Source organism: Wujia sp., assembly GCF_056872695.1.
Window position 1 is genome coordinate 218,631 of sequence record NZ_DBMFCD010000003.1, and the last position, 13,841, is coordinate 232,471.

The 13,841-nt window shown below is 44.1% G+C and carries 14 protein-coding genes and 2 pseudogenes; 4 read left to right on the forward strand and 12 right to left on the reverse strand.

Features of this window, described 5'->3' with window-relative positions; genetic code table 11:
* Positions 1-32: 32 nt before the first annotated feature.
* The 8 genes from ACZQK9_RS05050 to ACZQK9_RS05085 all read right to left on the reverse strand — a co-directional run bounded on the left by ACZQK9_RS05050 (position 33) and on the right by ACZQK9_RS05085 (position 8,881).
* On the reverse strand, positions 33-1,568 hold the full coding sequence (locus ACZQK9_RS05050) for a serine/threonine protein kinase (protein WP_483269843.1): 1,536 nt from the start codon (positions 1,566-1,568) through the stop codon (positions 33-35).
* A gap of 50 nt (positions 1,569-1,618) precedes the next feature.
* The gene (locus tag ACZQK9_RS05055) at positions 1,619-2,191 is read right to left on the reverse strand and encodes a cob(I)yrinic acid a,c-diamide adenosyltransferase (protein ID WP_483269844.1); all 573 of its coding nucleotides are present in this window, start codon (positions 2,189-2,191) and stop codon (positions 1,619-1,621) included.
* Positions 2,192-2,244: 53 nt separating this feature from the next.
* The gene (locus tag ACZQK9_RS05060; protein WP_483269845.1) at positions 2,245-3,816 is read right to left on the reverse strand and encodes a cobyric acid synthase; all 1,572 of its coding nucleotides are present in this window, start codon (positions 3,814-3,816) and stop codon (positions 2,245-2,247) included.
* Positions 3,798-4,907 (reverse strand): pyridoxal phosphate-dependent aminotransferase, encoded by a 1,110-nt coding sequence (locus ACZQK9_RS05065; RefSeq protein ID WP_483269846.1) that lies wholly within the window; start codon positions 4,905-4,907, stop codon positions 3,798-3,800. Before ACZQK9_RS05065 ends, ACZQK9_RS05060 begins: the two co-directional genes overlap by 19 nt.
* Positions 4,908-5,029: 122 nt before the next feature.
* Positions 5,030-5,719, reverse strand: a complete 690-nt coding sequence (locus ACZQK9_RS05070) for a TMEM165/GDT1 family protein (RefSeq protein WP_483269847.1) — start codon at positions 5,717-5,719, stop codon at positions 5,030-5,032.
* A gap of 16 nt (positions 5,720-5,735) precedes the next feature.
* Positions 5,736-6,737 carry a calcium/sodium antiporter gene (locus ACZQK9_RS05075; protein WP_483269848.1) on the reverse strand — a complete coding sequence of 334 codons (1,002 nt, stop codon included), beginning with the start codon at positions 6,735-6,737 and terminating at the stop codon, positions 5,736-5,738.
* Positions 6,738-7,055: 318 nt separating this feature from the next.
* The gene (locus ACZQK9_RS05080) at positions 7,056-8,204 is read right to left on the reverse strand and encodes a sensor histidine kinase (protein WP_483269849.1); all 1,149 of its coding nucleotides are present in this window, start codon (positions 8,202-8,204) and stop codon (positions 7,056-7,058) included.
* Positions 8,201-8,881: a response regulator transcription factor gene (locus ACZQK9_RS05085; RefSeq protein ID WP_483269850.1), complete on the reverse strand. Its 681-nt coding sequence runs from the start codon at positions 8,879-8,881 to the stop codon at positions 8,201-8,203. Before ACZQK9_RS05085 ends, ACZQK9_RS05080 begins: the two co-directional genes overlap by 4 nt.
* A gap of 98 nt (positions 8,882-8,979) precedes the next feature.
* Between ACZQK9_RS05085 and ACZQK9_RS05090 the strand changes: the two genes are divergently transcribed.
* From ACZQK9_RS05090 to ACZQK9_RS05105, 4 genes and pseudogenes are all read left to right on the forward strand, one after another.
* A complete protein-coding gene (locus ACZQK9_RS05090) occupies positions 8,980-9,123 on the forward strand; it encodes a CD1871A family CXXC motif-containing protein (protein ID WP_483269859.1) in 144 nt (47 codons plus the stop codon).
* A complete protein-coding gene (locus ACZQK9_RS05095) occupies positions 9,116-10,030 on the forward strand; it encodes a 4Fe-4S binding protein (RefSeq protein ID WP_483269851.1) in 915 nt (304 codons plus the stop codon). The genes ACZQK9_RS05090 and ACZQK9_RS05095 overlap by 8 nt, the downstream gene beginning before the upstream one ends.
* A 31-nt stretch (positions 10,031-10,061) precedes the next feature.
* On the forward strand, positions 10,062-10,970 hold the full coding sequence (locus ACZQK9_RS05100; RefSeq protein ID WP_483269852.1) for a TlpA disulfide reductase family protein: 909 nt from the start codon (positions 10,062-10,064) through the stop codon (positions 10,968-10,970).
* 262 nt (positions 10,971-11,232) lie between these two features.
* Positions 11,233-11,670: pseudogene (locus ACZQK9_RS05105) on the forward strand (MerR family transcriptional regulator).
* Between the two features lie 56 nt (positions 11,671-11,726).
* Here the strand turns inward: ACZQK9_RS05105 and ACZQK9_RS05110 are convergent.
* The 4 genes and pseudogenes from ACZQK9_RS05110 to ACZQK9_RS05125 all read right to left on the reverse strand — a co-directional run.
* The gene (locus ACZQK9_RS05110; protein WP_483269853.1) at positions 11,727-12,185 is read right to left on the reverse strand and encodes a GNAT family N-acetyltransferase; all 459 of its coding nucleotides are present in this window, start codon (positions 12,183-12,185) and stop codon (positions 11,727-11,729) included.
* A 73-nt stretch (positions 12,186-12,258) separates the two neighbouring features.
* Positions 12,259-12,774: a hypothetical protein gene (locus ACZQK9_RS05115; RefSeq protein WP_483269854.1), complete on the reverse strand. Its 516-nt coding sequence runs from the start codon at positions 12,772-12,774 to the stop codon at positions 12,259-12,261.
* Between the two features lie 70 nt (positions 12,775-12,844).
* Positions 12,845-13,543, reverse strand: a complete 699-nt coding sequence (locus ACZQK9_RS05120) for a transglutaminase-like domain-containing protein (RefSeq protein ID WP_483269855.1) — start codon at positions 13,541-13,543, stop codon at positions 12,845-12,847.
* A 73-nt stretch (positions 13,544-13,616) separates the two neighbouring features.
* Positions 13,617-13,841: pseudogene (locus tag ACZQK9_RS05125) on the reverse strand (DUF3267 domain-containing protein); the annotation flags it as partial.

Sequence of the window (13,841 nt, forward strand, 5' to 3'; positions counted from 1 at the left end):
GATTTTCTGTTCTTATGGTCTTCTGTTCTTTATTATTGATAAAACACTGCCCAGAAAAATGTACCATCCTGTGCACGTGCAACACTAACACCAAGATATGTACAATTATCCAAATCCACGGTTCCCTGATTTTCCTCGTTCATCTGTGCAATATAAGTATCCAATGCCTGCTTTACCGTAGTTACATCCTCTTCCAATGAAAAAGTATATGTCACCCATCCGGTATCTGGTATCTTATAAGTGGCAATCATCTGATTGCCAATCTCCGTTAATGCGGCGTTTAATTCGTCTGTGCCGGTATATGCCAAAGCCGCACTTTTTACTGCTGTCTCCTTCGCAGCATACATAAATTCATCTCTCTGTATAAGTGTGTTCCCCTTTGCTTCATGCTGCTCTGCACACAACTCATAAAACGCCTGCGCATACGCCATACAATCGACTTTCTTCACCGGACTCGCATCTATCTCTGTCTGTAAGATCTGCTGCATCGTTTCTTCTGGCTCAACCGTCGGTTCGGTGCCGTCCTGCCTCTTCTGTAAATATACAGACACAACAACAGCTAACAACAATACGATACCACAGATCACACCAATCCGCTTTTTCCTGTATACCTGTTTCTTCTGTTCTGCCTGCATATCGGATAACATACGGGATATCCCGCTGTATGTCACAGATGCGGAAACCTTCCGTGATTCCTGCGTCAGTTCCTCATATAAAGCCTGATACAGACGTTCTGCATTTGCAAACCGGTGTACCGGTTCAATCGCTAATCCTCTCATCAAAACAGCTTCTACTTGAGGAGGGATCGTGATACCTATCTCTGATGGTGGCACAAGCACATCCTGCTTCACCCGTTCTTTTGCCCTTGGCACGTTCACTCCTGTCATACAGCGATACATCGTTGCACAAAGTGCATACACGTCGGAATATGGACCAACCTGCCCTTGCGGTGTTACCTGTTCAACCGGTGTAAATCCACCTTTTTGTACCTTGCCTGAATTATATTCGCCATACTGTCTGGCTGCTCCAAAATCAATCAGTTTGACTTTCCGGTCATGCGTAATCATGATATTATCCGGACTGATATCCCGATGCACCACACCATGTTTATGAACACCTGCCAATGCAAGAATCACCGGACGCATAATCGCCAACGTTTCGGTCACAGACAACCTTCCACCCTGACTTTTTATATATGCATCAAGCGACTGCCCCTCCACAAAATCCATGACAAGATATGCCGTATTATTTTCCTCAATAAATGTATAGATGTTAACCACACCCGGCTGTTCTCCCAAGACAGCCAACACCCGGCCTTCTTCGATATATTGTTGTTTCATCCGCTCGAATGCCGCACCCTTTTCACCTTCGCACGCGTAAACATTCGGATCTCCGGAATTCCGGTAACAGTATCCGCGCATATAAAATTCTTTAATTGCAACCTTTCGTTGCAGTTTCACATCAAAGCCCAGATATGTGATTCCAAATCCGCCATCTCCAAGCACCCGGTCAATATAATATTTGTTCTGTTCCAGATACGTTCCCGAAGGTAATTGATGTGCTTCCATGCGCGCTCCTGTTTTTGTCCATGATTGGATTTATTTTATCACAACAAGCATTAGAATTCTATCCCTTTTCTGGCAGAAATTCCCTGTTCATACGGATGCTTCTCTTTTTTCATTTCCGTAACATAATCCGCAAGTGCAAGAAGCCTGTTCGACGGATTGCGCCCTGTCAGAATAAATTCGACCTGCGAATGACTGCCCTCTAGCACTTCCATCAATTTCTTTTCATCAAGCAGACGATATTTCACAGCATGCAAAACCTCATCCAGTACCACAACCGCCTTGATAACATTTTCTTCCGGTGTGTGGATGCGCTGTTTTTCTTGTCGTTCAACCCATGCCACAACCTGTGCCAGCATAGCAGCAAAATATGTGCGCGTCTTTGCAAGTTCTTCCACACCCATCCGGCTCACAAATCCATACATTTCCGTTGCATGTAACGTCTCAATGCCAAGTTTGTGCAGCATTGCAATCTCCCCGGATGTATCATCCTTCAAAAATTGGACAAAAAGCACTGGTATCTTATTTCCCGCAGCCCGCACAGCAAGTCCCACGGCTGCCGTTGTCTTTCCTTTCCCATCTCCATGATAGACCTCAATCATACCTGTCTCCTTTAATTTACTCATTATGGATTCCCATGTTTCAAGCCGGATGCCATTTCACAGGAATCGTTTTATCTTCATTTACCCTGTTCCAGAATTTCGTAAATTTTCTCCATATACAGGCTTTCCCGCAGAATCTGTGCCAGCTTGTCAAACTGCTGTTCCCGGTACTCCTGCAACGTCAAATTCTCACTTTCTCCCCGTATTTTTCCTTTCCGCGCATACAGCAGATTGATAAATGCTTCCCTAACATCCACCTCATCGAAGATGCCATGAATATAACTGCCTGCTACAGTTCCTGCCGTGTAGCCAAGTAGATGTCCTGTTGAATCCTGAACAAAAGGGGAAATCTTATTTGTAGCTTTCCTTGTGCATACAGAATTATCGACAATCGTTTTCATATCAAATTGTTGTGATGAAGCATCGCTGCCGATGGCTTCCGTCCGCCCCATGTGTATCTCATAGCCAACAACTTTTTTTCCGCTAAGTGATGCAAAATCTCCTTCCAACATTCCTATCCGGTATATGCGGTTCTCCAACTTTTTTTCTTCTTCGAATATCGTTGTAACCGGAAGCAATCCCATGCCCCGCACACTTCCAAGTGCACTCTCCGTCTGAAGCGGGTCCATCAGTGCTTCGCCAAGCATCTGATACCCACCACAGATACCGAACACGATGGTGCCCTTCTTCGCCAGACGCGTAATCTTCGCTTCAAGTCCGCTCTCCCGCAGCCATAGCAGATCCTGAATCGTGTTCTTCGTGCCCGGAAGCAAGATCACATCCGGCCCTCCAAGCTCTGACGGTTTTGTCACATAACGCACCGACACATCCTGCTCCATGCTAAGTGCCTGCATATCTGTAAAATTCGAGATGCATGGGAACCGGATCACAGCCACATCGATTTCCGCCTGTATGTGCGTCTCCGTAAGGCTTGCCGCAAGAGAATCTTCATCCTCGATGTCGACATCTGCATATGGCACTACACCGAGCACCGGCTTACCGGCACGTTCTTCCAACATCGCAATCCCAGGATCTAAAATCTTCTTATCTCCCCGGAATTTGTTCACGATCAGGCCCTTGATCCGCGCCTGTTCTTCCGGCTCTAAAAGCATCACCGTACCGATCAACTGTGCAAATACACCCCCGCGGTCGATGTCGCCAACTAAAAGCACCGGCGCATCTGCAATCTTCGCCATTCCCATATTCACGATGTCATCCTGTTTCAGATTGATCTCCGCCGGGCTTCCCGCACCTTCGATTACAATAATATCATGCTCTGCGGCAAGCTGCTCATAGCTTTCCCTGATCACCGGAATATATTCCTTTTTCTTTGCGAAATAATCCATCGCCCGCATATTTCCTACGACCTGTCCCTGCACAATCACCTGTGAACCCATATCGGTCGTCGGTTTGAGCAGGATCGGGTTCATCCGCACAGACGGTTCTACGCCTGCCGCCATCGCCTGTACGACCTGTGCACGTCCCATCTCTAACCCTTCCTTTGTTACATAGGAATTTAATGCCATGTTCTGGGATTTGAATGGTGCAACCTTGTAACCATCCTGTTTGAATATGCGGCAAAGTCCTGCCGCGATAAGGGATTTGCCGGCATTGGACATGGTGCCCTGAATCATGATTGATTTTGCCATTTTGTATCTCCTTTCACACGAACCAGCCTGCGAATGAATTCCTGGTTCTCACTGTGGGAACGGATTCCAATGCGGAAGTATGTATCATCAAGTCCCTCAAAATCATTACACACACGAATCAGAACACCCACGTCAAGCATCCGCTCTTTCAAGTCCGGTTCATCGCGGAATAACAGAAAATTCCCATATCCATCATACACTTCTGTCACCAGCTCGCGCAGACGCGGTACGAGATATGCACGTTCCACCTGCAGATTCTCCCGCGTCTTCGCCAGATATTCTGTATCCGATAATGCCGCAATACCTGCCATCTGTGCCGGAATCGATGTGTTCCACGGCTGAAGCTTCGCACGAATCCTCGACTGTAACTCTGCATCCCCGCAGACCAGATACCCAAGCCGGAGTCCCGCCATACAATAAATCTTTGTAAATGCCCGGAGTACTAACAGCCGCGGATGCTCTGCCAGATACGGCAACATGCTATATGCCATTTCCTCCTCTAAAAACGGCAGGAAGCATTCATCCACGCAGACATACGCCTGCAGCGCTTCCGCCTTCGCAAGCACACGCAGAATCTGTTCCCGCGTAAACAATGTTCCGGTCGGATTGTTCGGATTACACAGAAATACAAGGCGGATGGAATCGTCCATTTTTGCAAGCAGACGCTGAATTACAGTTTCAGAATCAAACTGCAGCTTATCCTGTCCTTCCATATCAGCAGCGCGTCCATCCGCATCTTCGCATCCTGCATAACTCATCTCCCCGCCGCCCGCAGCGACAGCTTCCGCATACCCGGTAAAGGTCGGTGCAATCGTGAGTGCCTTCCCGGGGATTGTCTGTCCAAGTGCATACAGAAGCTCCGCTGCGCCATTTCCCGGAATAATCCGGTCTGCCGGTATCTGCTTCGCTTTCGCAATCGCATGACACAACTGTTCCGCCTTGTAATCGGGATATCTGCCAGTCAATACAACGCCCTCATGCGCCGCCTGAATACTTGCAAGCGGCATACCAAGCGGATTGACATTGATAGAAAAATCATATTCGATTGGATTTCGGTAGACATCTCCACCGTGGGTATAGTTATATTCCATGTTTTATTCCTCGCATTTTTTAAAACGGATTATTGCTTCACATATCTTTGATTCTTACTATCCGGTTTATCCGGTAACGTCATTCTGATAACTCCATCTTACTTATTATCTTGCTTATTATCTTATGCAGCTTTTTTCTTTTTCTCTCTTCTTATAAAGAGGAATGCACACAAGCCTGCAAAGACAATCGTCACAACTACAAGCACCGGAATCACCGGAATCGGAGAAACGCTTGCGCGAACAAGCTTCAGCCCCTGATATAATGTGTACACACCGAAGATGGAGAAGATTGCAAATGCAAGCATGCTAAGCAATCCTTCCGGCGTCTTGCTCTTCAGCAGATATCCGATCAGCATACCAAGCATATCCGCAGCGAACAGTCCGAGCGAGCAGCCAATCCATACAACCAATGCTGCACGCATACCTTCATTTGCACCAAATGTGATCGCGGTAAGCTGTGTCTTATCACCAAGCTCTGCTACAAAAAATGTACAAAATACCGCAAGCGGCGCAAACTTGATCTTCGTCTTACCGCCTTCTTCCTCTTCTTCGTCGTCACCGGCAATCGTCGATGCGGCGAAATAAAGGAATGCGAGTGCTGCAATCATCTTGATCACCCATTCCGGCACAAACTCGCTTACAAGTCCGCCTGCCAGAACCGCAAGTCCGTTCAGCACAAGAATCGCAACACCGGTACCGAGTATAATGTCTCTTAATTTGTATTTCGAAGTAAGCGCGATCAGCATAAGCTGGGTTTTATCGCCCATCTCAGCTATAAACTCCGTGAAAAATACTTTGAAGAATAATATCATTTGTCCGAGCGCCCCTTTATCTTACTATGATGTAAACCGCATATGCCGCGTAAAGCGCAACCATGCAAAGTCCTTCTGCTCTTCCGATTTTCTTCTTCGTTCCTGCAAAGATCCATGCACATATGGTAAATACAATCAGTACACACAGGTCAATGATATTTTCTGTGATAATGCTGATTGGACTGATCGCCGATGCTATACCAAGCACCATCAATATATTAAATATATTGGAACCGATTGCATTTCCAAGTGCCATATCCACTTCATTCTTTCTGGCTGCTACGATGGATGTAACAAGCTCCGGAAGTGATGTTCCGATTGAAACGATCGTAAGCCCGATCAGTGTCTGGCTCATACCGAGATCGCTTGCGATTCTGGATGCGGCATCAACCGTCACATCTCCGCCGACAGCAATTGCGATTGCGCCGCCAATGATAAACAGTATACTCACGGGAACAGAAACAAGCTTGATCTCCTCGTCCGATCCACCTTCGATCTCGACCTTCTTACCTTCCTTACTTGCTTTCATCGCAGTCCGAACCATGTAGATAATGTAACATGCAAAAAGCACTATAAATATCACACCATCCAGATGTCCAAGCGTCATACCGGTCTTGTCGCCAAGTCCGACAATTCCGAGAAGCATCAGAAGTCCGGCACAAATAAGTGATAACGGGATATCTCTTCGGATTGTTTCCCTTGCAACATTCACTGTTGCCAATATCGCGCACACGCCAATGACGACCATCAGATTAAAGATATTGGAACCGACAACATTGCTGACTGCAAGCTCATTGTTGCCTGCAAGGGAAGCAGACACACTGACTGCGGTTTCCGGAAGGGATGTCCCCATCGCAACGATGGTAAGTCCGATAATGATCGACGGCACATGCAGCCGCTTCGCCACGCTGGAACTTCCCTCCACAAAGAAGTCCGCGCCCTTGATAAGCAGTACAAAGCCTATCACAAGGAATACAAGCACAAGGGCAAATGGGGCATTGTTAATGATTTTTTCCATGGTTTCCTCCTTTTCTCGTTCAAAGCTTCCGTCAGCCGAAATCCTGCTATCATAAGTATGGATAGCTTAAAAAAAGACTCATGTATATCAATCAGCTGCCTGTGTAGATTATTGCACAGACGGTTGATCAATATACATGAGTCTCATTATTTAAGATTTGCCAGATTATACTCTCAACTTATAATCAGAATGTTGACAAACCACACTTTCGCGCTAACTACTCCCTCATGGACTGTTCAATTACCTGATAAATTTTATCAAATATAGCGAGGTGTGTCAACAGGGAAATCCGAAAGAAACGCTTCCCATAACCGAAAATCACTGCGTAAACATCACCTCAAAAACCGTTCCTCCTGACGGGTTTGATCGGACAGTAATGCTTCCGTCATGTACTCTCACGATTTCATGAACGAGTGCAAGTCCGAGTCCGACGCCGCCAAGTGCGCGGCTTCTGGATTTATCCACACGAAAGAATGGCTCAAAGACACGCTCCCGAAGTTCCTCCGGGATTCCGTTCCCCGAATCGGCTACCGACAGGCAAACGTGCTTTTCCTTCCGGGATGCCCTTACGGTGACCTGTCCGCCCGGATGATTATATTTGATTGCGTTCTCAACAAGATTATATACCAGCCTATAGATAAGAATATCGCTTCCAACTATCGTTATATCCTCGCAGTTCCCGGTCAGTTCTACATGCTTCTCCCTGGCAAGCGGTTCTAAGTCTGCTAATACCTCATCCACAAGAGCGTCGACCATAATTGTCTCATCCCGTCCAACTGTCTGAAGCTCACTCATGTCGAGAAGCGTCTTCACCATCTTGCTGAGTCTGTCGTTTTGTTCCGTAACCATCTTGATTGTCTGTACGGTGTCGGCATCGCTGCCCGGATGCTGCCCGGAATTATAGGAATCGAGCTGCACCTGCATTAAAGCTAACGGCGTTCTCAGCTCGTGTGCTGCATTTGCGGTAAATTGTCTCTGTACCTCAAATGCAGCCGAGAGACGTCCGAGCATCTTGTTATAGGAGACACTCAGCTGGTTCAGTTCTTTCACCTTATTTTCTTCGAGTCTTGAATCAGCCAGATTCTGCGCCTGCACCTCTTCGATCTTATCCGAGAACTCACGAATCGGCCGGAGCGCATGTCCGCTTATAAAATAAGTCGCCACTCCGCCAAGCAGCGCCAGCACCGCCGAGATTATCAGACTGTTTTTTTTGTAGTCGGTCTTGTTATTATATACCTGGACGGAAAAATCATTCGCAAACTCATCCCAATTATCTTCCGGAATACTGATATAGATTTCATCTGCATCATCCGCCGTCTCATCTCCCCTGGCATCGACAGTCTCCTTCAGGGAGTCAATATAATACACACCATTTTTATAGACAAACATAGTCAGACATCCACATATAACCGCGATATATACGGTAATTATACAGGTCAGTCTCCACTGCAGTGACATTTTTTTCATCGATCGGACTCCTCTCGTATCTTATATCCCTCGCCGACCTTGTTCAGGATCGGATCATATCCAAGCACCGCCTTGAGCTTTCTCCGAAGCGAAGACATATGTACCCGGATGGCTCCGCTGAAGCTGTCCACAGATGCATCCCAGACATGCTCCATCAGCTCCTCCTGGCTTACCGGTCTGCCCAGGTTGAGCAGCAGATATTCCAAAATGCCATTTTCTTTTCTAGTCAGAGGAACGATCTGCCCTTTGGCGTATGCTTCGCGCCGGATCGTATCGAACTTTATCCCGCCGCATTCCAGACATACATCCTTCTGCACAAATTTCCTTCTTGTCAGGCTTCTGATACGTGCCTCAAGCTCCTGCAGATGAAACGGTTTTTCCATATAATCATTTGCCCCCGCATCCAGCCCTTCAACCTTATCCGCAATCTGTCCTCTGGCGGATAATATAAGCACCTTCGTCTCCTCGTTGCTCTGTCTGAGCTCGCGCAGAATCTCCATCCCATCCATGCCGGGCAGGTTCAGATCCAGCACGATCAGATCATAATTCTCCGCCAGGATGCATTCAAGCGCCGTTTCCCCATCATAACAGGTATCCACCTCATATCCGGTATCATACAGACTTTTCGCAACCGTGTCGCATAGTTGTTTCTCATCTTCCACAATTAATAATCTCAAAATCTTTCTCCTGTTTCTTAACAATAATTTTACAACTGCTATTGTATACTACCAAAGTCAGCCGGTCAACAAATACAACAAACGAAAGGAGCAATCATATCTTGAAGCGCAAAAAAATATCCCAAATTGCTTTGCTCATCACAGGTATCGCCATGATCAGCTATGGTGCAGTCAGAGGTGAAGCTGCTACCGTGCTTGGCAAAGCTATAAAATTATGTCTGGAGTGTGTCGGAATTGGATAAGAAAAAGAAATCACTATCACAAAAAACTGCCCGGATGCGCGGATGGATACAGGCAGCCGCCACGCTGCTTACCAATATCCATATTCCTAATCTGTTTAAGGGCAAAATATACCAGGGCAAAGCAAAAACAGTCTGTGTGCCGGGATTAAACTGCTATTCCTGTCCCGCCGCGACGGGAGCCTGCCCGATCGGTGCCTTTCAGGCAGTGGTCGGCTCGTCCAAATTTAAATTCACCTATTACATAACCGGTTTTTTTATTCTGCTCGGTGTAATACTCGGAAGATTCATATGCGGATTCCTGTGTCCGTTTGGTTGGTTTCAGGATTTACTTCATAAAATCCCCGGGAAGAAATTCTCCACAGCCAGACTGAAACCGCTAAGATACCTCAAATATATCATCCTCGTTGTTTTCGTTATACTTCTACCGATGCTTATGACGAACTCCATCGGAATGGGCGACCCATTCTTCTGTAAATATATTTGTCCGCAAGGTGTCTTAGAAGGGGCTATCCCGCTGTCAATCGGGAACCCGGCTATACAATCTGCATTGGGAAAACTGTTTTCCTTTAAATGCCTGATCTTAATTACAGTTATCGTGCTGAGTATTTTGTTTTACAGGCCCTTCTGTAAATGGATCTGTCCGCTTGGAGCAATCTACTCCCTGTTTAACAAGGTAAGCCTTCTAAGCATCCGCGTGGATGAAAGTAAATGTGTGGGTTGTAATCAATGTGTGAAGGCATGTAAAATGGATGTTGACGTGTGCAAGACGCCAAACCATCCGGAATGCATCCGATGCGGAGCCTGCATAAAGGCTTGTCCGAAAGATGCAATCCATTACCAGTTTCTAAACGGTGCCTGCCAGAAAAAGGAGGACAGCAGGAAGCCGCAATCAACCGATAACCATTAAATTTTTAATATAATTCAAAGGAGCAATAATTATGAAAACGAAAAAAACTTTTATTCCTATTGTAACACTCTGTGCAGCATTATTCCTTACGGCATGCACCGGAAAAGACGCTGCAACCACGGAAAAACCGCAGGATTCCCAGACTGAAGCAAGTACAGAGGCCACTGGAGATTCCAACGCAACACTGGATGATTTATACCAGCAGGAAAATCAGATCTTCGCCGATCATGAGGATGTATGGAACAAAGCGTTCGGCATGATGAGCAAAAGCACTGCCGATCAAAGCGGAAATTATGCGGATTTTCTGGCCGGCACCGTTGAATCAAACAAGGATGCTTTTACAGAAGACGAATTGAAAACACTTACAGCCGATATTGAGACTATAAGAAAGATTGAGGATCAGATCGCCGAAATCCAGAAGAAAGACACAACCTCTGAGAGTGCTGATGCAAACGACAATTCCGGATCCACATCTCCGTTTCGCAATTTCTCCGGTCAGGATTATGACGGTAATACGGTTGATGAAAGCCTGTTTTCCGGAAATGCAGTCACGGTCATCAATTTCTGGTTTACCGGCTGTAAGCCTTGCGTTGCAGAGTTATCCAAGCTTAATGAATTAAACGATGCCATCAAGTCCATGGGCGGTGAAGTAGTCGGCATCAATACAGAAACCTTCGACGGAAACGAAACTGCGATCAAAGAAGCCGCTGCTGTTCTTGAAAGCCAGGGTGCCAAATACCGCAATCTCTCCATCGACGCATCTTCCGATGCAGGAAAATACGCTTCCAATATTATGGCATTTCCTACAACCATACTCGTTGACAGAAACGGTAATATTGTCGGAGATCCGATGCTCGGAGGAATTGATAATCAGGACAACTATGATACTCTGATGAAGCAGATCCAATCTGTAATTGATGCAGATAGCGCAAATAAATAATTGAATCAGGGACAGGCTGATAGACGATTGTTCTCCAGCCTGTCCCTGATTTACTTTATATCTCTTTGTTCTGTTTCCTCTAATTCTCCGGCTGAAATTTGAGATTCAGAACTATTGTCTATTATTTCTTCTGTTTTCAACATATTTATCATCCTCCATATGCAAAATTTCTTGTAAATACACTAACAATCGTATATGATATAAATATCATACAACCTAAAGTTGGCTTTAGGTTAAGCATAATTTTGAAAGAAGGTTTATTATGTATACAATCGGTCAGGTCTCTGCAATGTTTAATCTCCCTGTTTCTACTTTAAGATATTATGACAAGGAAGGTTTTTTCCCTAATCTGGAACGCAAGGGAAATATCCGTTATTTCAGCGATAATGAATTGGAGGCTCTTCGAGTTATTGAATGACTGAAGAAATCCGGTCTTGAGATCAAAGATATAAAACAATTTTTTATCTGGGTATCGGAAGGCAGCTCCAGCTATGCAAAAAGGAAAGAATTATTTGAAGCCAGAAAATCAGCTGTTGAAACCGAAATCCTGGAACTTCAAAAAACTCTCTCCCTCTTAAAATTCAAGTGCTGGTATTACGAAACAGCATTGGAAAATGGTAACGAAGATGCTATAAATGCCATGTTACCTGACAAGCTTCCTAAAAATATACAAAAACTATATGACAAAGGACATGCATGATTTTTGTTTTCTCACCAGACTGGAAGTTATTTATTCATAATAATGGGGCACAATCCTTACAATTCCATCGTCATACATGAATCCGATGCCTGAAACCCTAATGCTTCATACAAAGGTCTTCCCATCTTTGTTGCATCCAGACTTATCTCTGTCACACCATTTTCCTTTGCCTCTTCAATCAGAATCTCAACCATCTTCTTAGAGATGCCTCTTCTTCTGTGATCTGCACGGGTATAGACATTCATCAAATGCGCCCGATTGCCTGTTGGGTGCGAGAATGTCGGCATAATCCATATATAGGATAAGCTTGCACAACCTACGGGAGTTTCCCCATTAAACGCAATAACTGTAGTCTGCTCACCTGACTCAAAATACTTCCTGCTCTCAAAGATAAATTTCTCATCATATTCATACTCACCGGACAGATCATTTACCTCTCTAAGCATTTCAAGTCTCAGCTTCATGAGGATTTCCATATCATCTTTTGTGGTCTTTCTGTATATAATCTCGTTCATTTCCTACTCCTTTAACCTGGTGACTTCAGCATAAACTATTACGCAACGTCGGAGTCAATACCTTTTTCAAAATTCAACTCTCCATTACACTCAATGTTTCACAGTCCAAAAATAGTGTTATACTATTCGACCAATTGCAAAATTCATAACAACTCATTTCTAAGATATTCCCTCTATACTTAACAAAACGTAACGAATCAGCATTAACTGGCAACACGACTGCTTCTGAACTTGAGATCGTTCTTCCCTTAAGTATTTCCAGACCATAACCGCTAGATAGCAACACATCACCCAAAGGAGTACACGTAATATCTGTACATTCAAAGTTTCTTTTACTATCTATAATTTCTTTACTCATACTGTCAATCATATAAATATAGTCTGTCGTAACTACAACTATTATCCCTTTCGGTTCTGAGAATGTAGCACCAATATATTTACCTCTGAATTCACCACACCAAATGGTAGTATCTTCTTCAAATCGGATCCAAGTCCAATCGGATGAATTCCAATTATTTTCAATATCAAATATTTTTTCTTCGTACTCTCCTGAATACGGTTGAGAAATATGTTCAATACTTAATAGCATTTATAGTTCATCTCCTAAGCCAACTATATTCTAATTTTTTCATTTTCAAAAACAAATTACATACTGAATTTCAAGAATTTCTAATCTTATTAACATTCCGATTCATCAAGTGCCTTCCTAAATTTCTGTATAAAAAAGCCTTTACCGCAGACATTTCCTGATGATGTTCCTTTAGCAGATCATCTGGCGAATCATAAACTCCAAAATCCTGATTGATTCCTTCGCTCTGAATATATGTATTATTTCTGTCAAAATCAATAACCGGATGCTTAAAGTCTTTCACTGCCACACCATAACCGCAAAACGCACCCGTGCAATCGCTATTTTTTATTTGCAATTTTCTCAAATATTGCATATCAAGAATAAATGCCTCTAGCTCGTACCATGTATCTTCAAAATACACTTCAACCCAGCTATGCAGCACATTTCGAGGTGCATTTTTATATACTATTCCTGTCATTGCTCCCTTTTGCAATTCCTTATCAATGGTAAATCCATGTACTCTGCAAGGAATATTACAAGCTCTTAGCAGCGCCATGAACAATGTTCCCTTTGTATTGCACTGCCCATAACCATCCATCAAAACCTTTGATGCACAAACCGTATCATCAATATTATATCCGAACAAAATTTCATCTCTTACAAACGTGTAAATTGATTTTAGTCGTTCAAATTCTTCTATGTCGTTCCAGTTTTTTTCCCGTATCAATTGCTGTATGTTTTTACTTGAATAATCCAGCATTTTTGTTTCTCTTAAATATTTTTTCATGCTATTTCCTCAAAATATTTTAAGCTGCAGATTTATATTTCCTATCTGATCAACTGTACAATCAACCAGAAATTTAAGGAATCTTATACATATCGTTCTTGTAGAACATTATTGAATCGCTTTTTTCAGAATTTCTTAAAACGGCAAGAACATTAAACACATCCGGAAATGGCGAAACCATACCCATACATGCCATGCCAAAATTCAATCCATTAAATACTCTAAATTCAGCAGGACTAATTACAAATAATATAAATGGAACTAATCCAAGAACAAATGGCAACAGGCACATCAATAT

Coding starts and splice junctions, on each gene's coding strand:
- ACZQK9_RS05060 (WP_483269845.1), bottom strand. CDS start 3,816: ATGGCAAAATCAATCATGATTCAGGGCACCATGTCCAATGCCGGCAAA.
- ACZQK9_RS05050 (WP_483269843.1), bottom strand. CDS start 1,568: ATGGAAGCACATCAATTACCTTCGGGAACGTATCTGGAACAGAACAAA.
- ACZQK9_RS05110 (WP_483269853.1), bottom strand. CDS start 12,185: ATGAACGAGATTATATACAGAAAGACCACAAAAGATGATATGGAAATC.
- ACZQK9_RS05070 (WP_483269847.1), bottom strand. CDS start 5,719: ATGATATTATTCTTCAAAGTATTTTTCACGGAGTTTATAGCTGAGATG.
- ACZQK9_RS05115 (WP_483269854.1), bottom strand. CDS start 12,774: ATGCTATTAAGTATTGAACATATTTCTCAACCGTATTCAGGAGAGTAC.
- ACZQK9_RS05100 (WP_483269852.1), top strand. CDS start 10,062: ATGAAAACGAAAAAAACTTTTATTCCTATTGTAACACTCTGTGCAGCA.
- ACZQK9_RS05120 (WP_483269855.1), bottom strand. CDS start 13,543: ATGAAAAAATATTTAAGAGAAACAAAAATGCTGGATTATTCAAGTAAA.
- ACZQK9_RS05065 (WP_483269846.1), bottom strand. CDS start 4,907: ATGGAATATAACTATACCCACGGTGGAGATGTCTACCGAAATCCAATC.
- ACZQK9_RS05080 (WP_483269849.1), bottom strand. CDS start 8,204: ATGAAAAAAATGTCACTGCAGTGGAGACTGACCTGTATAATTACCGTA.
- ACZQK9_RS05075 (WP_483269848.1), bottom strand. CDS start 6,737: ATGGAAAAAATCATTAACAATGCCCCATTTGCCCTTGTGCTTGTATTC.
- ACZQK9_RS05055 (WP_483269844.1), bottom strand. CDS start 2,191: ATGAGTAAATTAAAGGAGACAGGTATGATTGAGGTCTATCATGGAGAT.